Origin of the sequence: Micromonospora sp. NPDC018662, assembly GCF_044391475.1 — a bacterium.
Taxonomy (GTDB): Bacteria; Actinomycetota; Actinomycetes; order Mycobacteriales; family Micromonosporaceae; genus Micromonospora.
Window position 1 is genome coordinate 1 of record NZ_JBISAC010000019.1, and the last position, 19,301, is coordinate 19,301.

General features: G+C 73.8%; 18 protein-coding genes. 9 read left to right on the forward strand and 9 right to left on the reverse strand.

Going from position 1 to position 19,301, the window contains the following annotated elements; translation table 11 throughout:
• Nucleotides 1–1,190: hypothetical protein (locus ACH495_RS30840; protein WP_396861234.1), on the reverse strand; the 1,190-nt coding region annotated here is incomplete at its 3' end.
• Between the two features lie 235 nt (nt 1,191–1,425).
• Nucleotides 1,426–2,901: an aminopeptidase P family protein gene (locus tag ACH495_RS30845; RefSeq protein WP_396861288.1), complete on the reverse strand. Its 1,476-nt coding sequence runs from the start codon at nt 2,899–2,901 to the stop codon at nt 1,426–1,428.
• A gap of 113 nt (nt 2,902–3,014) precedes the next feature.
• On the opposite strand from ACH495_RS30845, the gene asnB reads away from it, so the two are divergent.
• Entirely contained in the window at nt 3,015–4,976 is a 1,962-nt protein-coding gene (gene asnB / locus ACH495_RS30850; RefSeq protein WP_396861235.1) for an asparagine synthase (glutamine-hydrolyzing), read from the forward strand.
• Nucleotides 4,977–5,033: 57 nt separating this feature from the next.
• Here asnB and ACH495_RS30855 read toward each other — a convergent pair whose 3' ends face one another.
• The gene (locus ACH495_RS30855) at nt 5,034–6,164 is read right to left on the reverse strand and encodes a lytic polysaccharide monooxygenase (protein WP_396861236.1); all 1,131 of its coding nucleotides are present in this window, start codon (nt 6,162–6,164) and stop codon (nt 5,034–5,036) included.
• Between the two features lie 329 nt (nt 6,165–6,493).
• Between ACH495_RS30855 and ACH495_RS30860 the strand changes: the two genes are divergently transcribed.
• A complete protein-coding gene (locus tag ACH495_RS30860; RefSeq protein WP_396861237.1) occupies nt 6,494–7,423 on the forward strand; it encodes a carbohydrate kinase in 930 nt (309 codons plus the stop codon).
• 47 nt (nt 7,424–7,470) lie between these two features.
• Here ACH495_RS30860 and ACH495_RS30865 read toward each other — a convergent pair whose 3' ends face one another.
• Nucleotides 7,471–8,709 (reverse strand): multidrug effflux MFS transporter, encoded by a 1,239-nt coding sequence (locus tag ACH495_RS30865; protein WP_396861238.1) that lies wholly within the window; start codon nt 8,707–8,709, stop codon nt 7,471–7,473.
• 80 nt (nt 8,710–8,789) lie between these two features.
• Between ACH495_RS30865 and ACH495_RS30870 the strand changes: the two genes are divergently transcribed.
• Entirely contained in the window at nt 8,790–9,281 is a 492-nt protein-coding gene (locus ACH495_RS30870; RefSeq protein ID WP_396861239.1) for a MarR family winged helix-turn-helix transcriptional regulator, read from the forward strand.
• Here the strand turns inward: ACH495_RS30870 and ACH495_RS30875 are convergent.
• Together ACH495_RS30875 and ACH495_RS30880 are read right to left on the reverse strand one after the other, a co-directional pair.
• The gene (locus ACH495_RS30875; protein WP_396861240.1) at nt 9,254–10,084 is read right to left on the reverse strand and encodes an MBL fold metallo-hydrolase; all 831 of its coding nucleotides are present in this window, start codon (nt 10,082–10,084) and stop codon (nt 9,254–9,256) included. The genes ACH495_RS30870 and ACH495_RS30875 overlap by 28 nt on opposite strands.
• A complete protein-coding gene (locus ACH495_RS30880; protein WP_396861241.1) occupies nt 10,081–10,485 on the reverse strand; it encodes a thioesterase family protein in 405 nt (134 codons plus the stop codon). The genes ACH495_RS30875 and ACH495_RS30880 overlap by 4 nt, the downstream gene beginning before the upstream one ends.
• A 115-nt stretch (nt 10,486–10,600) precedes the next feature.
• On the opposite strand from ACH495_RS30880, the gene ACH495_RS30885 reads away from it, so the two are divergent.
• Complete coding sequence (locus tag ACH495_RS30885) at nt 10,601–11,659, forward strand: phosphatase PAP2 family protein (protein ID WP_396861242.1); 1,059 nt, start codon at nt 10,601–10,603, stop codon at nt 11,657–11,659.
• 61 nt (nt 11,660–11,720) lie between these two features.
• Here the strand turns inward: ACH495_RS30885 and ACH495_RS30890 are convergent, their stop codons facing one another.
• The 3 genes from ACH495_RS30890 to ACH495_RS30900 are packed head-to-tail and all read right to left on the reverse strand — an operon-like array spanning nt 11,721 to nt 13,940.
• On the reverse strand, nt 11,721–13,136 hold the full coding sequence (locus ACH495_RS30890; RefSeq protein WP_396861243.1) for a PH domain-containing protein: 1,416 nt from the start codon (nt 13,134–13,136) through the stop codon (nt 11,721–11,723).
• Nucleotides 13,133–13,660: a PH domain-containing protein gene (locus ACH495_RS30895; RefSeq protein ID WP_396861244.1), complete on the reverse strand. Its 528-nt coding sequence runs from the start codon at nt 13,658–13,660 to the stop codon at nt 13,133–13,135. Before ACH495_RS30895 ends, ACH495_RS30890 begins: the two co-directional genes overlap by 4 nt.
• A gap of 52 nt (nt 13,661–13,712) precedes the next feature.
• Nucleotides 13,713–13,940: a hypothetical protein gene (locus tag ACH495_RS30900; RefSeq protein WP_396861245.1), complete on the reverse strand. Its 228-nt coding sequence runs from the start codon at nt 13,938–13,940 to the stop codon at nt 13,713–13,715.
• Between the two features lie 242 nt (nt 13,941–14,182).
• Between ACH495_RS30900 and ACH495_RS30905 the strand changes: the two genes are divergently transcribed.
• From ACH495_RS30905 to fabI, 5 genes are all read left to right on the forward strand, one after another.
• Nucleotides 14,183–15,286 (forward strand): AAA family ATPase, encoded by a 1,104-nt coding sequence (locus ACH495_RS30905; protein WP_396861246.1) that lies wholly within the window; start codon nt 14,183–14,185, stop codon nt 15,284–15,286.
• On the forward strand, nt 15,265–16,224 hold the full coding sequence (locus ACH495_RS30910) for a DUF58 domain-containing protein (RefSeq protein ID WP_396861247.1): 960 nt from the start codon (nt 15,265–15,267) through the stop codon (nt 16,222–16,224). The genes ACH495_RS30905 and ACH495_RS30910 overlap by 22 nt, the downstream gene beginning before the upstream one ends.
• Entirely contained in the window at nt 16,221–17,171 is a 951-nt protein-coding gene (locus ACH495_RS30915) for a VWA domain-containing protein (RefSeq protein WP_396861248.1), read from the forward strand. Before ACH495_RS30910 ends, ACH495_RS30915 begins: the two co-directional genes overlap by 4 nt.
• Before the next feature lie 567 nt (nt 17,172–17,738).
• On the forward strand, nt 17,739–18,443 hold the full coding sequence (gene fabG, locus ACH495_RS30920; protein WP_396861289.1) for a 3-oxoacyl-ACP reductase FabG: 705 nt from the start codon (nt 17,739–17,741) through the stop codon (nt 18,441–18,443).
• Nucleotides 18,444–18,470: 27 nt separating this feature from the next.
• Complete coding sequence (gene fabI / locus ACH495_RS30925; protein ID WP_396861249.1) at nt 18,471–19,238, forward strand: enoyl-ACP reductase FabI; 768 nt, start codon at nt 18,471–18,473, stop codon at nt 19,236–19,238.
• The last annotated feature ends 63 nt before the right edge of the window (nt 19,239–19,301 follow it).

Genomic DNA, 19,301 nt, shown 5'->3' on the forward strand with positions numbered 1-19,301 from the left:
TTGTCGAGGTCGAGGTCGGTGTTCTCGGCGTAGATGCCGCCGCCGTTCTCGCAGGCGGTGTTGCCGGTGATGTGGGTGAAGGAGACGGTGACGTATCCGCCGCTGCTGAACAGCCCGCCGCCGTTCTTCCCGGCGCGGTTGTCCGACAGCGAGGAGCCCTCACCCTCCTTGCCGTCCCACGCCCCGGCGATCTCCACGATGCCGCGGTCGCGGCCGGGACCGGTCGGCGTCGCGGTGCTGCCCGTACCGTGCCGCACGCCGACGTCGTTGCCGTTGGCGATGCCGCCGCCGCTGCCGCCGGCGGTGTTGTCGTCGACCTGGGACTTCTCGATCGTGAGGAGGCCCCGGTTGAAGACGCCGCCACCGTCGCCCTGCGCGTGGTTTCGCCGGACCGTGCTGTCGGTGAGCCACACCCGGCCGAAGTTGGCCACCGCGCCGCCGTCGTGCTCGGCGTTGTTGCGGGTGAGATCGACCCGCCAGAGGTGGGCCTTGCCGCCGCGCTCGACCAGCAGCGCGCCGCCGTCTCCCTCGCCCCGGTCTCCGTCCGCGTCCGCCCGGCCCGTCGTCGCCGGTCGACCCGGGTACGCGGACACCGAGGCGTTTCCACCGGAGACGGTCAGGTCCTTCAGGGTGAGGTGGCCGCCGTCGGCGACGCGGAAGATGCGGAAGGTGTCCTCGGCGTCGCGGGTGATGGTGGAGCCGTTGCCCTTGATGGTGACGTCCTGTTTGATCTCGGGCAGGCCGCCGCCGACCTTGCGGTCCTTGACGTCGAGTTCGTAGGTGCAGTTCTCGGCGAGCGTGAGGGTGCCGCCGTGGTCGCGGTTGGTCAGTTCGAGCGCGTCGACCAGGGCGTCGTCGTCGCAGGGGACCTCGCGGGCCTTGCCGTGGTCGCCCTCGCCGCCCCACTCACCCCTGTCTCGCCCCTCCCCGCCGGGCCCGTCCCCATCCTTCGGGTCGGCGGCGGGCGGGTGGTCGCCGGCCTCCCGCGGCGCGGCGGCGCGATTCTCCGCCACCCGTTCCGGATCGCCGGCCTTGTCGTCGTTGCGGGCGGCGAGGCCACCCAGCGCCGCCAGCCCGACGACGCCGGTCAGCCCGGCCACGCCGGTGGCGACCCAGAGCGCCCGCCGCCTGTTCGCCGGCGGGGCCACGATCGGCGCCCCGCCGTCGGGTGTCGTTACGTCGTTGGACATGCGCGCCTTCCACCCTTCGCTGTCTCCTCGAACGGGTCGTACCGCCATGGGCCGCACGAACGGCTACAAAACGGTTGCAGCCCCTGATCGACACCGTAGGAGAAGGATCCTCGCGAGGAGCGCGTATCCGAAGAAAGCCCGCATAAAGGGCGTTGAGGGATGGCTGTGACGCCGACGGCATCGGCCCCGCGACGCGGCAGGCGTCACGGGGCCGATGACACGAACGGTCGGTGGATCAGCCCGGCAGGCGCGGGCCCGCCTCGCGCTGCTCGGCCAGCCAGGTCTCCACCTCGTCCGAGCGGCGCGGCAGCCCGGCCGAGAGGTTCACCGGGCCGTCCGCGGTCACCAGGATGTCGTCCTCGATCCGGACGCCGATGCCGCGCAGCTCCTCGGGGACCAGCTCGTCCTCCGGCTGGAAGTAGAGGCCGGGCTCGACGGTGAGCACGTACCCCTCGCCGAGCGGCCCGTCGCGGTAGGTCTCCTTGCGCGCGTTCGCGCAGTCGTGCACGTCCAGGCCGAGCATGTGGCTGGTGCCGTGCAGCGTCCAGCGGCGGTAGACCGTCGAGGCCGGGTCCATCGCCTCGTCCACGCTCACCGGCAGCAGCCCGAGGTCCCTGAGGGCCTCGGCGAGCACCCGCATCGACGCCAGGTGGACGTCGCGGAACCCCACGCCCGGCTTGCACATGTCGATGCCGGCCTGCTGGGCGGCGTGCACCGCGTCGTAGACCTGGCGTTGCAGCGGCGTGAACCGGCCGTCGACCGGCAGTACCCGGGTGACGTCGGCGGTGTAGAGGTTGCGGTTCTCCACGCCCATGTCCATCAGCAGCAGGTCACCCGGCCGGGTGGCGCCGTGGTTGTGCACCCAGTGCAGGATCGTGGCGTGCTCGCCGGCCCCGACGATCGAGCCGTAGCCGACGTCGTTGCCGTCGTGGCGGGCCCGCAGCGCGAACAGCCCCTCCAGCAGTCGCTCGGAGATCGGCCGGTCGGCCGGCAGCGCCCGGGCCACGTCCTCGAAGCCGCGCACCGTGGCGTCGCACGCCTCCTGGAGCTGCGCGATCTCCCACTCGTCCTTGACCAGCTTCAACTCGGAGATCGCGATGGCCAGCTCCCGGTCGCGGCCCGGCTGGCCCTCGGCCCGCGTCCCGTCGTACCGGCGCACGGCGGCGTCCACCCGGGCGTCGAAGCCGCGCAGCACCCGGGTGCGCCCCGGGGCCAGCTCGGCCAGGGCGGCGTCCAGCTCGCTGAGATCGGCCGTCGGCAGGCCCAGCTCGGTCGACTTCTCGCGCAGCGTCGGCCGGCGGCCCACCCACAGCTCGCCGTGGCGACTGCGGAAGAACTCGTCGGTGGCCCGGGACGACCGCTGCCGCATGTAGAGCGTGGCCTCGCCGCCCGGCCGCAGCACGAGGACGCTGTCGGGCTCCAGGTCGCCGGTCAGGTACGCGAAGTCGCTGCCCGGCCGGAACCGGTGTTCGGTGTCGTTGGCGCGGACCTTCTCGGTGCCGGTGGGGATGACAAGCGTCTCGCCCGGGAACGCCTCGGCCAGCGCGGCCCGTCGTTTGGCGTGGTTGGGCACCTCCGGACGGGGCGTGACCGGCAGCTCGGTGTCCCGCCAGCCCTGCCGCATGAACGACAGGAACGCCTCCGGGAAGTCGGGGTCGTGCGACTCCGTGCCGTCCGCCGGTTTGCCCTGCTGCGTCCGCTCCTCGGCCATGATCTGCCCCTCCCTGAGCCCCATCGCTGGTCCCGACGGTACCGCGCACCCGGGAGCGGGGAGTGCCTGCGGTGCCGCGACGGCGCCTTCCGGCGCGTGGAAAGATGGCCGTCATGTGCGGACTCCTGGCCTTCTTCAGCGCGCGCGGCGACGCCGCCGCCCACCGCGACCACATCGCCGGCGCACTGGAGTGCCTGCACCACCGTGGCCCGGACGAGACCGGGGTCGAGGTGGTCGGCGACGCCTCCGGCCGGTACGCGGACGGCGTGTTCGCGCACAAGCGGCTGGCGATCATCGACGTGGCGCTCAGCCACGAGCCGCTGCCCTACGCGGGCGGTCGCTACCTGCTCACCTTCAACGGCGAGATCTACAACTACATCGAGCTGCGCGACGAGCTGATCCGGGACTACGGCGCCCAGTTCGCCACCAACGGCGACGGCGAGGTGATCGTCGCCGGCTACCACTACTGGGGTGAGCAGGTGCTCACCAAGCTGCGCGGCATGTTCGCGTTCGTGATCTGGGACCGGCAGGAGCGGCGGGCCTTCGGCGCGCGCGACTACTTCGGCATCAAGCCGCTGCACTACCTCCAGACCCAGGACGGCCTCTACCTGGCCTCCGAGAAGAAGGCGTTGCTGCCGTTCGCGCACGCCGCCTACCAGGGCGACGCGGGGATCGACACCGCCAACCTGAGCCACTACCTGACCCTGCAGTACGTCCCGGAGCCGGGCACGCTGCACAAGGGGATCAGCCGGATCGGGTCGGGGGAGTACCTCACCTGGAGCCCGGACGGCCGGATCGACGTGCGCCGCTGGTACCGCCCGGTGTTCCGCCCGGCCCCGGTCGCCGACGAGCAGAAGCTCTACCACGAGATCCGGGAGACGCTGCGGGAGAGCGTCCGGATGCACATGCGTTCGGACGTGCCGGTCGGTTCGTTCCTGTCCAGCGGCATCGACTCCACCGCCGTGGTGGCGCTGGCCCGCGAGTTCAACCCGAACATCCTCACCTTCACGGTCGGGTACGACGTGCCCGGCTACTCCGAGATCGACGTGGCCCAGGACTCGGCCCGGCACCTCGACGTGACCACCATCCCGACCAAGATCGGGCCGCAGGACATGATCGACGCGTTGCCGAAGATCGTCTGGCACCTGGACGACCCGGTCGCCGACCCGGCCCTGGTGCCGCTCTACTTCGTGGCGAAGAAGGCCGCCGAGCACGTCACCGTGGTGCTCTCCGGCGAGGGCGCGGACGAGTTCTTCGGCGGCTACACGATCTATCGGGAACCGCTCTCGCTCAGCTCGGTCAACGGTCTGCCGGACGGCGTGCAGAAGGGCCTGCGGGCCGTCTCCAAGGCCATCCCGCAGGGCGTCAAGGGCAAGAGCTTCCTGGAGCGCGGCACCACGCCGATCGAGCAGCGCTACTACGGCAACGCCCGGATGTTCACCGAGGAGGAGAAGCAGCACCTGCTGCGCCGCTACGACCCCTCGGTGCGCTACACCGACGTGACCGCGCCGATCTACGCCGAGTGCACCGAGCTGGACGACGTCACCAAGATGCAGTACGTCGACCTCTACACCTGGCTGCGCGGCGACATCCTGGTCAAGGCGGACCGGATCTCGATGGCGCACTCGCTGGAGGTCCGGGTGCCGTTCCTGGACCGGGAGGTGTTCAACGTCGCCGCCGGCATCCCGGTCGACCTGAAGCTCCCGCCGCGCTCCGAGGCCACCAAGTACGCCATGCGCCAGGCGTTGCAGGGCGTCGTGCCGCCGGCCATCGTCAACCGCAAGAAGCTGGGCTTCCCCACCCCGACCCGGGTCTGGCTGCGCGGCGAGATGTACGAGTGGGCCCGGCACGTGCTGGCCACCTCCGGCGCGGGCGACCTGATCGACCTGTCGTACGCGATGCGCCTGCTCGACGAGCACAAGCGGGAGGAGGCCGACCACTCCCGCAAGGTGTGGACCGTGCTGATCTTCTGCGTCTGGCACGCGATCTTCGTGGCGAAGACGCTCGACCCGGGCATCCAGCGCAACCAGTCGGCGCTGCTCACCAAGCCGGTCGTGGGCAGCATGGTCCGCTGATCCAGGCGTGTCGAAGGGCCCCCGGCGAGCTGCCGGGGGCCCTTCGCTACCGCGGTGTCACCGACCGGTGCAGGTGACCGTGGGCAGGGTGTTCTGGCCCGAGAAGTTCGCGGTGAAGCCGAACGTGGTGGTGCCCTCCGGCGCGACACTGCCGTTGTAGGCGGCGTTGGTGACCGTCACCGACGCCCCGCTGCCGCTCAGCGTGCCGTTCCACACCTGGTTGATGGTCTGGCCGCTGGGCCAGGTCCAGCTCGCGGTCCACCCGCTGTACGTCCGGGTGCTGTGGTTCATGATCATGACCTCGCCCTGGAAGCCACCGCCCCAGGCGCTGACCACCTTGTAGACCGCCATGCAGTTGCCGGCCGGCATGGTCGGCGTCGGCGTGGGGCTGGTCGGCGTCGGCGTCGGGGTGGTGGGCGTCGGCGTGGGGTTGGTGGGCGTCGGCGTCGGGTTCGTCGGCGTCGGGGTGGGGTTGCCGCCCGAGCCGATGCCGGTCACCTCGCCGTTGCCGCCGTCGAACGTCACGTCCGAGCAGCCGAAGAAGTTCTCCTGGCTGTCCGAGCGGACCCAGCGCGAGTAGATGATGTGCCGGCCGCTCTTGTTGGTCGGCAGCGTGCCGGTGAAGTAGTAGTGCCCGTCGTTGGTGCCGACCGCGCCGCTCTGCGGCGGGTTGGTCACCTGGAGGAACGGCTGCTCCTCCAGGTCGCTCCAGGCCAGCGGCCGGGTCGGGCTCCAGCTGTCCTTGGTGACGTAGAAGTAGAACGTGCCCGGGTGGTGCGCCCAGTTGCTGTAACGGAACTCCATCGACCGCCCGGCCGTCAGGTGCGTGACCGGCCAGTCGTTGCGGGCCGCGTCGTAGCCGCTGAAGTTCGGGTTGCCGCCGCTGCACAGCTTGCCGTCGGGGATGAACCCGGTGGTCCGGCCGCCCGCGTCGGAGCGCAGCACGCTGAACCAGTTGTAGAGCGAGTTCGCCCCGTTCTGGGCGACCGCCGACGCGCAGGCGGGGTTGTTCGGCTTGATCTCACCGGTGCCGGTGAGGCCGTCCTTCCAACACAGGTAGGTGCGGGCGCCCGGCGTCATCGCCGCGCCGTGCGCGGCGGCCGGGTCGGGCCCGCTGGCCAGGGCGAACGCGCCCACGGCCAGGGTGAGGGCCGCGGTGACGAGCGCGGCCGTACGGGATCGGTGCACGGGGATCTCCTGACTCGCGGAGCGGCCCGCCCTCGGCCCGCCCCGCTGCGACGAGCGGATGCGACGATCGCGGTGCCCGCGCCCGGCGGTCGGCGTGCGGCCGGGGCCGTCGGGGAACGCGCACTGCCTGCGGCCCGTGCCACGGACCGCGGATGCCCCTCGCGTCGGCTCGACCCGGCGGCGCGGCAGCCCACCGCGCCCTCCCGTCAGCGCAATCCCATCACGTCCGACCGTCGCACGCAATAGTCACCCGTCGATGGGCTGGGGTTCCGTCGCGCCGGGTCCCGGCATGCGCCAGGATCGGGGGAGGACAACCGGGAGGAGCCAGGATGGGGTACGCGGTGGTGCTCGGCGAGGCGCTCGTCGACCTGCTCGACGCCGAGCACGACGGGGCGCCCGTCTACCGGCAGGCGGTCGGCGGCGGGCCGCTCAACGTGTCGGTGGCGATCGCCCGGCTCGGCGGGGACGTGCAGTTCGTCGGGTCGCTCGGCGACGACGCGCTCGCCGGCCGGGTCCGTGCCTTCCTGACCGACGCCGGGGTGGGCGTGGCCGGGGCGGTGACGGTGTCGGCCCCGACCGCGCTGGCCGTGGCCACCTTCGCCGGCCCCGAGCCGGAGTTCCGCTTCTACGGCGAGCCGCGCTCGTACGCCCTGCTCGGCCCGGACGACCTCGACGTGGCCCTGGTCGAGGGCGCGGACGTGCTCTACTGCGGCTCGATCGTGCTGCTCGACCCGCCGGTGCTGGCCGCCGCGCGTCGGGCCTGGTCGATCGCCGGCGGGCTGCGCGTGTTCGACCCGAACGTGCGCCCGAGCCTGCTCACCGCGCCCGGCGCGCTGGACGGGCTGCGCGGGGTGGTCGGCGAGTTCGCCGCCGCGGCGCACCTGGTCAAGCTGAGCAGTGCGGACGCCCGGGTGCTCTACCCGGGCGAGCCGGTCGAGGGCGTCGCCGCGTACCTGCGGGAACTGGGCGCGACCACCGTCGTGGTCACGCTCGGCGCGGACGGCGCGCTGGTCGCCGCCGCCGACGACGTGGTACGCGTGCCCGCGCCGAAGGTCGACGCGGTCGACGCCACCGGCGCCGGTGACTCGGTGATGGGCGCGCTGGTGGCGGAGTTGCTCGCCGCCGGCGAGCCGGCCGACGCGCGCGGCTGGCGGGACCGGGTCGCGTTCGCGCTGCGGGTGGCTGCCGTCGTCTGCGAGTCCCCCGGTGGCGCCACCGCGATGCCCACCCGCGCCGCCGTCGCGGCCCGCTTCGCGTGAAAGGCGGGGGCCCCGCTTAACGCATTCGGTAGAGGAGGGGGCCCCGCCTAACCCGCAGCCGCCGCCCGGCGGCGGGTGAGGGTGAGGACGGCGGTCAGGGAGAGGGCGGCGGCGCCGGCCAGGACGGTGGCCATCGGGAGGGCGCTGCCCTCGCCGCCGAGCCCGACCAGGGGCGCGGCGAGCGCGCCGACCACCGACTGGAGGCCGCCCATCAGCGCGGCGGCGGTGCCGGCGTGCCGGGCGTGCGCGTCCAGCGCCAGCGCGGTGCTGTTCGGCATCACCATGCCCAGCGAGCCGACGAACGCGAACAACGCCACCGCGGTGACGGCGAGGCTGCCGGTGAGCGCGCCGGTCAGCACGCCGAGCGCGGCGGCCAGGCTGACCACGAGCGTGGTGACCAGCAGCCGGCGCGGGCTGAACCGGTCGAGCAGTCGGGCGTTCGCCTGACCGGTGGCCACCAGCGCGAGCGCGTTGACGCCGAAGACCACGCCGAACACGGCCGCCGAGACACCGAAGACGTCCTGGAACACGAACGACGACCCCGAGATGTACGCGAACAGGCCGGCGAACGCGAAGCCTTGGGTCAGCGCGTACCCGAGGTAGACCCGGTCGGCGGCCAGCGACCGCATGGTCCGCGCGGTGGCGGCGAGGCCGCCGGTGCTGCGGCGCTCGGGCGGCAGCGTCTCCGGCAGGCGCAGCGCGACCGCGACGGCGAGCAGCACCCCGATGACGGCCAGGGTGAGGAAGATCGTCCGCCAGGAGCCGAACCGGAGCACCAGGCTGCCGACGCTCGGCGCGGCCACCGGCGCCACCCCGAAGACCAGGGTGAGCCGGGAGAAGTACTTCGCGGCGTCCCGGCCGGAGTAGAGGTCGCGGACGATCGCGCGGGCCACCACGATGCCCATGCCGCCGGCCAGCCCCTGGGCGAACCGCGCGGCGGCCAGCAGCGGGGCGCTCGGCGCCGCGGCGCAGGCCAGCGCCAGCACGGCGTACGCGACGACGCCGACCAGGACCGGCCGGCGTCGCCCCCAGCGGTCGCTGAGCGGGCCGGTGACGAGTTGGCCCAGCGCCAGGCCGATCAGGCAGGTGGTCAGCGAGAGCTGGATGCCGGCCTGGTCGGCGCCCAGCTCGCGGGTCATCGCCGGGAACGCCGGCAGGTACATGTCCAGCGAGAGCGGGCCGACCGCGGTGAGCGTGCCGAGCAGCACCAGCAGGCTCACGCCACCGCCCCGCCCGGCGGGTCGGTCGACGGGTGGGCGCGCGGCGGTCCGCACGGTCTGGCGCACGAGAGGTCCCCCTGGATCCGGTGGTCCGAGTTACCTTATCTCTGTAGTCAGAACTATTGCGATGTGAAGCAGGTGACTCCGTGGCGACCGACGAGGAGATCGCGCGGTTCGGGGCGGGGCTCGGGGAGCTGCACCGGCTGCTGCGCCGCCGGACCGTCGCCCGCGCCGACCGGGAGCCACTGCCCGAGGCGCAGGTGGAGGTCCTCCTGCTGGTCCGGGCCACGCCCGGAATCAGCGGCAAGGAGGTGGCCCGGCGGCTCGGCACCGCGCCCAACACGGTCAGCACGCTGGTCCGCGACCTCACCGACGCCGGGCTGCTGGACCGCGACCGCGACCCCGCCGACCGCCGGGTGGTCCGGCTGCGCCTCACCGAGGCCGCCCGCCGGCGGATGGCCGACCACGAGGTCCACCGCGCCGCGCTGCTCACCGAGGCCCTCGCCGAGCTGGACCCCGCGGCCCGGACGGCCGTCCTGGCCGCCGCCGGGCACCTCGACGCGCTGCTCACCGCGCTGCGCGCCGCCCCGGACCGGGCCGGCGGACCAGCTCAGGCCGTGCCGTCGAGTTCGGCGTAGCCGCGCCGGGCCGCGATCAGGCCCGGCCGGGCGCCGAACGGCGACTCCGCCGCCACCCGCTCCGGCGGGGCGCTGCCGGTGTGACCGGCCCGGATCAGCCACGCCTGCCGGGCGAGCCGGGCGTGCTGCTCGCGCACGAACGCCACGTCGACCGGCTCACCGTGGCCCGGCACCACCACGGTGGCCGGCGTGGTCAGCCGCAGCAGGTCCGCCACCGCGTCCGGCCACTGCAACGGGTACGACTCCTCGAACGCCGGCGGCCCGCTCTGCTCCACCAGGTCGCCCGCCACCAGCACGTCCGCGTCCGGCACGTGCACCACCAGGTCGGCGTCGGTGTGCCCGTGCCCGGGATGGCGCAGCACCACCCGCCGCCCGCCGACGTCCAGCACCATCTCCTCGTGGACCTCGTGCGTCGGCGCCCGCAGCTCGGTGCGCGCCAGCTCCTCGGCCAGCGCCGGCTGCTCGCCGCGCATCTCCTCGTACGCCGCCCGGCGCAGCTCGTCGGGCTGGTCGCGCAACACCGCCACGGCCTGGGCGTGCGCGTACACCGCGGTGCCCGGCCTGGCGGCCAGCGTGGCGTTGCCGAAGCAGTGGTCGAAGTGGTGGTGGGTGTTGACGATCGTCCACGGGTGCGGCGTCACCGCCCGGGCGGCCGACGCCAGCTCCCGCGCCTGGCCGGCGGTGGAGAGCGTGTCCACCAGCAGCGCCGCGCCGTCACCGACCACCAGCACCACGTTGACCCGCAGCAGCGGCTCGCGCAGCAGGTGCACGCCGGCGGCGATCTCCGCGAAACGGACGGTCATGACGCGCGCACGGCCCGCTCGACGAAGCGCTGCCGGTCGACCAACGCCCGCTCCACCCGCCCCTGCGCGGCCACCGCGGGCCCGTCCGTGACTGTCACCTCGAAGACCAGCCGGCGGCCGTCCACCTTCACCAGCTCGGCATGGGCGGCCACGGTCCGCCCGACCGGGGTGGCCGTCCGGTGCTCCAACTCGACCCGGACCCCGACCGTGGTGGAGCCGGCCGGCAGCCGGGCCGCGACGGCCGCCACGGTCGCCGCCTCGGCCAGCGCCACCACCCGGGGCGTGGCGAGCACCGGCACGTCCCCCGAACCCACCGCCTCGGCGGTGTCCGCGGCGGTCACGGTCAGCTCGACCCGGGCGGTCAGGCCCGGCGTGAAGGGCGACTCCGACTGCTCCTGCATGCGGCCGAGCCTAGTGCAGCGTGGTCGGGGCCGTACCGCGTCCGGGTGGCCGCCCGCACCGGTCCCGGACGGTCGGCGTCGGCGGTCCCGTCGCCCGCCGTTAACCTTGTCGGCGATGGCCGTGCTGACAGACCCCCCGCCCCCCGCCCCCGCCGGACCGACCGCGTCCCCCGACGGCGGGCGCCGTCGGGTGATCGCGATGGCCGTCTGGGGTGTCGCCTTCGTGGCCGCCTGGCTCGCCATCGGCCTGCCCACCGACCCGGCGTACGCGTTCCTGTGGATCTGGGCCGGCACCGTCGCGTGGAACTCGAACCGGCCGTGGCGCAGCCACCTGCGCTTCGCCCGGGACTGGATCCCGGTGGTGCTGCTGCTCGCCGCGTACAACCTGTCCCGCGGGTTCGCCGACAACGGCGCGACCCCGCACGCCATGGAGCTGATCGTCGCCGACCGGTTCCTGACCGGATGGGCCACCGGCGGCGAGGTGCCGACCGTCTGGCTCCAGCAGCACCTCTACGACCCGAGCCAGGTGCGCTGGTGGGACGTGCTGGTGAGCTGGATCTACTTCTCGCACTTCGTGGCCACGCTGGCCGCCGCCGCGGTGCTCTGGATGCGCAACCGGCAGCGCTGGCTCGGGTACATGGCCCGGTGGGGTTTCCTGTGCGCGGCCGGGCTGGTCACCTACTTCGTCTACCCGGCCGCCCCGCCGTGGTGGGCGGCCCAGAACGGGCTGCTCACCGAGGTGGCCCGGATCTCCACCCGGGGCTGGAAGGAGATCGGCATGCACGGCGCGGGCAACCTGCTCAACGCCGGGCAGATCGCCTCCAACCCGGTGGCCGCCATGCCGTCGCTGCACACCGCGTTCGCGCTGTTCGTGGTGCTGTTCTTCCTGCGCTCGGTGCGCAAGCGGTGGTGGCCGCTGCTGCTGGCGTACCCGCTGGCCATGACGTTCACGCTGATGTACAGCGGCGAGCACTACCTGATCGACGTGCTGGTCGGCTGGGCGTACGTGGGCATGACGTTCCTGGTGGTCGGCCTGGCCGAGCGCTGGTGGCGGACGCGACGGGCCCGCCGGGATCCGACGCCGTCCGCCGTGACCGGCGTCACCGCGCCCCCCGCCGGGCCGGACGCCGAGGGCGCGGGCGACCGCGACGCGGTCCCCGCCGAACGCCGCTGACCCCCGGCGTGGTTAAGAAGGGGCCCCGCCTCTACCGAATGCGTTAAGCGGGGGCCCTTCCTTACGCGGAACGGTCGGAACGGCGCGCGGCCTGCGCCCGCGCGGTCAGCTCCGCGGCCAGCTCCCACGCGTCGGCCAGGTCCCGGTCGACCGCCGCCGCCCCGGCCCCGCCGGCGGTGTCGGCGTGCACGGTGGCCAGCCGCAGCCGCCGCTGCGCCGGCCCCTGGGTGACCCGCACGCTCTGGATCCGGGCGTACGGCACCAGCGTCACCGAGCGCGTCAACAGCCCGGAACGGGCCACGAAGACCCGCTCGTCGAGACCGGCGCCGACCACCGCCCGGCTCAGCGGGCGCAGCCAGCGGGCCCGGCGGGGCGGCGGGGTGTCGGGCAGCGCGTCCAGCCGTACGCCGGGCAGCACCTCCGCCACCACCCGCTCGCCGGTGCCGGCGTCGCCGACCGGCAGCAGCCGGTCCGGGCGGTTCCGGTCGTCCGGCTCGCCGGCCGAGTAGCCGGCCACCTCCAGCCGCAGCCGCAACCAGCCCTTGACCCGCCAGAGCAGCGGCCAGGTCACCCCGACGGTCTGCACCCGGTGCAGCGGCACGGTCTGCACCCGCGTCTCCAGCAGCCCGTTGTGCACCCGGAGCAGGTCGCCGTCGGCGTCCAGCCGGAAGCCCCAGTCGTCGAGCACCCGGCGGATCGGTTGCAGCAGCACCCCGGCCATCGCGGTCAGCGTGCTGGCCACCGCGATGAACGACCACGAACCCTCGGACAGGAACTGCCCCACCACGAACGCCAGGCCGAACGGCAGCAGGAACGCCTGCGGCGTGAGCAGTTGGCTGACCAGCAGATCCTGATTGCGTACCGCGTGCAGCCGCCGACCGGCCGGCGCGGGCGCGGGCGACGCGCCGACGGTGGCCGGCGTGGGCGCCGGGGCGCGGCCGGCCACGGAGAGCAGCCGCTGCCGCAACGCGGCGGCCTCGGCCACCCCGAGGTAGGCCAGCGGCGCCTCGGTCTTGCCGCCGCCGACCACCTCCAGCCGCAGCTCCGCCAGGCCGGTGAGCTGGGCCAGCAGCGGCCGGACCACCTCCACCGCCTGCAACCGCTCCAACGGGATGGCCCGGGTACGCCGCCACAGCAGCCCCTCGTGCACCCGCAGCTCCCGCCCCACCACGTGGTAGCCGGTGTTCCACCAACTCACCACGGACAGCACGGTGGCGCCGAGGACGAAGACCGCGACCAACGCGGCGAACCAGCCGAACCCGACCCGGGACAGGGTCGACCAGGAGAGCCCGGCGATCACCACGACCAGCGACTTCGCGCCGTGCAATGCGGGGCTCAACGGGTGCAGCCGCTGCCGTGGCTCCTCCCCGACCGGCGGTCCCCACGGCGCCGGCACCCACGCCCCGGGCGGCGGAACCGGCTGTTCCGCCCGGGGCGGCGGCGCGCCGGAACCCGGATCGCCGTCGCTGACCGTCACAGGCCCTCCGCCCGGTCCTCGCCCAGGGCGGTGAGCCGGTCGCGCAGCCGGGACGCCTCGGCCGGGCGCAGGCCGGGCACCCGGGCGTCGCTGGCCGCCGCGGCCGTGTGCAGTTGCACGGTGGCCAGGTCGAAGGCGCGCTCCAGCGGACCGGCGCTCACGTCGACGAACTGCATCCTCGAATACGGGACGATGGAGAGCCGCCGCACCAGCAGGCCGTGGCGCACCAGCAGGTCGTCGGCGCGCTCGGCGTACCCCCAGGCGCGGACCGCGCGCACGATGGTGATCGCCCGCCAGGCGGACAGCAGCAGCGCCACACCGACGGCGGCGCCGAGCAGCCAGTGCCCGGAGAGCGCCCAGGCCGTGCCCAGCACCACCAGCGACACGGCGAGACCGATGCCGAGCCGGATCAGCTCCACCCAGATCAGGTCGCGGGAGATCGGCTGCCAGCGGACCGTGTCCGGCCAGGGCTCCAACGGGCCGGACGGGGTCGCCGGCCGGCCGGCGAGGCCGTCGGCGCTCACCGGGGGGAACCGCCGCGTCCGCCGGCGGCGTGGGATCCGATCGTCTGCGCGCTCACGATTCGAGCGTAGGCGATCCGGGCAGCGGCACCACCTCGCGCAGGAAGCCGCGCGCGTCGAGGAAGTCACCCAGTGACGTGCGGTGCGCCGGGCAGGCCAGCCACGTCTTGCGCCGGTCGGGGGCGTGCAGGCGAGGGTTCCGCCAGCGCAACTGGAACACCGCGGGGGCACGACACCCCCGCGCCGAGCAGATCGGCGCTTCATCAGGGCGGGGAGTGGTCACCGGGGCGAGTCTAGGGCCGCACGCCGGGAAGTTTTAGCGCCGGGCGGCCACGGGGGGAGCCGCCCGGCGACGGGGTGAATCGTACACGCGCCGGACCCCTTGTTGTCCACCCGTGTTCAGCGTTTTCCGCCGGACTCCGACGGCGCGGCGAAAATCGTGCCTCTCCCGCCCTCGGCTCTCAGCGAGGCATGACAGTCTTGACACGCACCACACCGCGACGACGACCCAGCTGTGGAGGACCGGTGGCCCAGCCGACCACGCCCGACGTGCCGAACCCGACCGAGGCGATGCCGGACGCGCCGCCCCCGGTCGCCACCACCCCGGCGCAGGACGCCACGCTGCTGGAACGGGCGCTCTTCGAGATCAAACGGGTGATCGTCGGCCAGGACCGGATGGTCGAGCGGATGTTCGTCGCGTTGCTGGCCCGGGGGCACTGCCTGCTCGAAGGGGTCCCCGGCGTGGCGAAGACGCTCGCCGTGGAGACGCTCGCCCGGGTCGTCGGCGGGTCCTTCGCCCGGGTCCAGTTCACCCCCGACCTGGTGCCCGCCGACATCATGGGCACCCGGATCTACCGGCAGTCCAGCGAGAAGTTCGACGTCGAGCTGGGCCCGGTCTTCGTCAACTTCCTGCTCGCCGACGAGATCAACCGGGCGCCGGCCAAGGTGCAGTCGGCGCTGCTCGAGGTGATGAGCGAGCGGCAGGTCTCCATCGGCGGCGAGTCGCACCGGGTGCCCGACCCGTTCCTGGTGATGGCCACCCAGAACCCGATCGAGCAGGAGGGCGTCTATCCGCTGCCGGAGGCGCAGCGGGACCGGTTCCTCATGAAGATCGTGGTGGGTTACCCGACCGACGCCGAGGAACGGGAGATCGTCTACCGGATGGGCGTGGCCCCGCCCGAGCCGACCCGGGTGTTCGACACCCCCGACCTGATCGCGCTCCAACGCAAGGCCGACCAGGTCTTCGTGCACAACGCGCTGGTCGACTACGCGGTCCGGCTGGTGCTGGCCACCCGCGCCCCGGCCGAGCACGGCATGCCCGACGTGGCCCAGCTCATCCAGTACGGCGCCAGCCCGCGCGCCTCGCTCGGCCTGGTCCGGGCCACCCGCGCGTTGGCGCTGCTGCGCGGCCGGGACTACGCGCTGCCGCAGGACGTGCAGGACATCGCGCCGGACATCCTGCGCCACCGGCTGGTGCTCAGCTACGACGCGCTCGCCGACGACGTGCCGGCCGACCACATCGTGCACCGGGTGATGTCGACCATCCCGCTGCCCGCGGTGGCGCCCCGCCAGCAGGCCACACCGCCGCCGGCCGTGCCGCACAACGGGTGGCCCGGGCCGCGCCCGTGACCCCGCCCACCCGACTCCCGGTCACCGGCGAGCGCTCGGGCGCCGTGCTGGCCCGGCTCCAGCTCATGGTCACCCGCAAGCTGGACGGGTTGCTCCAGGGCGACTACGCCGGCCTGCTGCCCGGACCGGGGAGCGAGGCGGGGGAGTCCCGGGAGTACCGCCCCGGCGACGACGTGCGCCGGATGGACTGGCCGGTGACCGCTCGCACCACCATGCCGCACGTGCGGCGTACGGTCGCCGACCGCGAGCTGGAGACGTGGCTGGCGGTCGACCTGTCCGCCAGCCTGGACTTCGGCACCGGGCGGTGGCTCAAGCGGGACGTGGCGGTCGCCGCGGTGGCCGCGCTGGCCCACCTCACCGTGCGCGGCGGCAACCGGATCGGCGCGGTGGTCGGCACCGGCGCGACCGCCGGTGGGCCGGGGACGCTGCTGCGGCTGCCCGCCCGGTCCGGTCGCAAGGAGGCGCAGGGGCTGCTGCGCGCCGTCGCCGGCACCGAGATCCGGCCCGGGCGCAGTGACCTCGGCGCGCTGGTGGACGCGCTCAACCGGCCGCCCCGGCGGCGCGGCGTGGCGGTGGTGATCTCGGACTTCCTCTCGCCGCCGGCGCAGTGGGGCCGGCCGCTGCGTAAGCTGCGGGTCCGCCACGACGTGCTGGCCGTCGAGGTGGTCGACCCGCGGGAACTGGAACTGCCCGACGTGGGGGTGCTGCCGGTGGTCGATCCGGAGACCGGGGAGCTGCACGAGGTGCAGACCGCCGATCCGGGGCTGCGCCGCCGGTACGCCGAGGCGGCGGCCGCCCAGCGCGGGGCGATCGCCGCCGAGATGCGCGCCGCCGGCGCGGCCCACCTGCGCCTGCGTACCGACCGAGACTGGCTGCTGGACATGGTGCGTTTCGTCGCCGCGCAGCGGCACGCCCGTACCCGAGGGACGACCCGATGATCCGTTTTCTGCAACCGTGGTGGCTGCTGGCCGTGCTGCCGGTGCTCGCCCTCGCCGCCGCGTACGTCTGGCGGCAGCTGCACCGCCGGCAGTACGCGCTGCGCTTCACCAACGTCGACCTGCTGCGTACCGTCGCGCCCAAGGGCCTCGGCTGGCGGCGGCACGCGGCGGCGACCGCGTTCCTGCTCTGCCTGCTGGTGCTGGCCACCGGGCTGGCCCGGCCGGCGGTCGACACCCGGGAGCCGCTGGAACGGGCCACCGTGATGCTCGCCATCGACGTGTCGCTGTCCATGCAGGCCGACGACGTGGCGCCGAACCGGCTGGAGGCCGCGCAGGAGGCGGCCAAGCAGTTCGTCGGCGAGCTGCCGGAGAGCTACAACCTGGGGCTGGTCTCGTTCGCCAAGTCGGCGAACGTGCTGGTGCCGCCGACGAAGGACCGGGGGGCGGTGACCACCGCCATCGACGGGCTGGTGCTGGCCGAGGCGACCGCCACCGGGGAGGCGGTGTTCACCTGCCTGGAGGCGATCCGGTCGGTGCCGGCCGACGGCGCCGCCGGCATCCCGCCGGCCCGGATCGTGCTGCTCTCCGACGGCTACCGCACGTCGGGCCGTTCGGTGGAGGAGGCGGCCGCCGCGGCGCAGGCGGCCAACGTGCCGGTCTCCACCATCGCGTTCGGCACCGACTCGGGCCAGGTGGACATCGGCGGCCAGCTCCAACGGGTGCCGGTGGACCGCACCGCGCTGTCCCAGCTCGCGGAGACCACCCAGGGCTTCTTCTACGAGGCCGCGTCGGTGGCCGAGCTGAAGCAGGTCTACCAGGACATGGGCAGCTCGATCGGCTACCGCACGGAGCCGCGCGAGATCACCCAGTGGTACGCGGGGGTGGCGTTGCTGCTGGCGCTCTGCGCCGGGGCGCTGAGTCTGCTCTGGACGTCCCGCCTGATCTGAGCCGGGCCGGGCCGGCGGTGGTCAGTGACCGCCGCCGGCCAGCACGAACAGGACCGCCACCCAGACGGCGGCGAGGGTGAAGCCCAGCGGGGCGGCGTAACGGCTCATGGTTGTGCTCCGTGGCGACGGTCGGCCCGGTGAGGCGGGCCGCGAGGGGGACCGGGAAGGACGCACACGAAGTCGTGACCGGGTGCTCCGCCGCGCGGCAGGGCCACCCCCGGCGGCGGTCGCCGGGGAGCGGATGCGGTGCGGAGGGCGGGAAGCGGGTCAGCCGCGTCGACCGAGCCGTGGCTCAGCGGGGCTGACGGTGGGCCCGGCCACGACTGGGAGGATCGCTATCTCGCACAGCGATCACCTCCAGCGGTCGGTGGGGCCCGGAGCGCGGGCGCAGACCGGCCCGCAGACAGCGATCATCGTACACCGGGGGTGCGCGGACCGCGCGCTCGGTCGAACGGTGGACGCCCCGATGCGCCAACCTCGCCCGTGACCTGCGGGGGTTAGCGCTTACCTGTCGGTAACCCCTAGGCTCGCCACCGACCGGGAGATCAGGTGAGCAGAGGGGGACCCGTGGCCCGTACCGTGCTGGTGACCGGCGGAAACCGCGGAATCGGTCTGGCCATCGCGCAGGCCTTCGCCAAGCAGGGCGACCGCGTGGCGGTGACCCACCGGAGCGGGGACGCGCCGGAGGGGCTGTTCGGGGTGCGGTGCGACGTGACCGACGCCGCGTCGGTGGACGCCGCGTTCGCCGCGGTGGAGGCCGAGCTGGGCCCGGTCGAGGTGCTGGTCGCCAACGCCGGCATCACCGACGACACGCTGATCATGCGGATGTCCGACGAGCAGTTCACCCGGGTGCTCGACACCAACCTGACCGGCTCGTTCCGGGTCGCCAAGCGGGCCTCGACGAAGATGCTCCGGGCGAAGTGGGGTCGGATGATCTTCATTTCCTCGGTGGTCGGCCTGTACGGCGGCGCCGGCCAGGTCAACTACGCCGCGAGCAAGGCCGGCCTGGTCGGGGTGGCCCGCTCGATCACCCGTGAGCTGGGTGGCCGGAACATCACCGCGAACGTGGTGGCACCCGGCTTCATCGACACCGACATGACCGCGGCGCTGCCCGAGGAGCGCCGCACCGAATACCGCAAGGCCATCCCGGCCGGCCGGTTCGCCGAGCCGGAGGAGGTGGCCGCCGTGGTCACCTGGCTCGCCTCGGACGCGGCCGGCTACGTCTCCGGCGCCGTCATCCCGGTCGACGGCGGCCTGGGCATGGGCCACTGACTCACGAGAGCACGGAGGAACTGCGCAATGTCCGGACTCCTGGCCGGTAAGCGGCTGCTGGTCACCGGCGTCATCACCGACGCCTCGATCGCGTTCTCCGTGGCGAAGCTCGCCCAGGAGAACGGCGCCCAGGTCGTGCTCACCGGCTTCGGCCGCCTCTCCCTGGTGGAGCGGATCGCCAAGCGGCTGCCCGAGCCGGCGCCGGTGATCGAGCTGGACGTCAGCAACGACGAGCACCTGGCCGGCCTGGCCGACAAGGTGCGCGAGCACGTCGACGGCCTGGACGGCGTGGTGCACTCGATCGGGTTCGCGCCGCAGAGCTGCCTCGGCGGCGGATTCCTCGACGCGCCGTGGGCCGACGTGGCGACCGCGTTGCAGGTCTCCACGTTCTCCTACAAGTCTCTCGCCATGGCGGCGCTGCCGCTGATGTCCGCCGGCGGCGCCGTGGTGGGCCTCACCTTCGACGCCACCAAGGCCTGGCCGGTCTACGACTGGATGGGCGTGGCCAAGGCCGGGCTGGAGTCCGCCTCCCGCTACCTGGCGTTGCACCTGGGCAAGCAGGGCATCCGCAGCAACCTGGTCGCCGCCGGCCCGCTGCGCACCATGGCCGCCAAGTCGATCCCCGGGTTCGCCCAGTTCGAGGACGCCTGGTCCGAGCGCGCGCCGCTGGGCTGGGACCTCGCCGACCAGGAGCCGGCCGCCCGGGCCTGCCTGGCGCTGCTGTCCGACTGGTTCCCGGCCACCACCGGCGAGATCGTGCACGTCGACGGCGGCTACCACGCCATCGGCGCCTAGCGTGAAAGGCGGGGCCCCTTCTTAACGCATTCTGCATAAGAAGGGGCCCCTCCTAACATTCGG

What these genes read in the sequence shown, in the direction of transcription:
- ACH495_RS30885 (WP_396861242.1), top strand. Translation starts at nt 10,601, where the DNA reads ATGGCCGTGCTGACAGACCCCCCGCCCCCCGCCCCCGCCGGACCGACC.
- fabI (WP_396861249.1), top strand. Translation starts at nt 18,471, where the DNA reads ATGTCCGGACTCCTGGCCGGTAAGCGGCTGCTGGTCACCGGCGTCATC.
- ACH495_RS30915 (WP_396861248.1), top strand. Translation starts at nt 16,221, where the DNA reads ATGATCCGTTTTCTGCAACCGTGGTGGCTGCTGGCCGTGCTGCCGGTG.
- ACH495_RS30845 (WP_396861288.1), bottom strand. Translation starts at nt 2,901, where the DNA reads ATGGCCGAGGAGCGGACGCAGCAGGGCAAACCGGCGGACGGCACGGAG.
- asnB (WP_396861235.1), top strand. Translation starts at nt 3,015, where the DNA reads ATGTGCGGACTCCTGGCCTTCTTCAGCGCGCGCGGCGACGCCGCCGCC.
- ACH495_RS30880 (WP_396861241.1), bottom strand. Translation starts at nt 10,485, where the DNA reads ATGCAGGAGCAGTCGGAGTCGCCCTTCACGCCGGGCCTGACCGCCCGG.
- ACH495_RS30860 (WP_396861237.1), top strand. Translation starts at nt 6,494, where the DNA reads ATGGGGTACGCGGTGGTGCTCGGCGAGGCGCTCGTCGACCTGCTCGAC.
- ACH495_RS30875 (WP_396861240.1), bottom strand. Translation starts at nt 10,084, where the DNA reads ATGACCGTCCGTTTCGCGGAGATCGCCGCCGGCGTGCACCTGCTGCGC.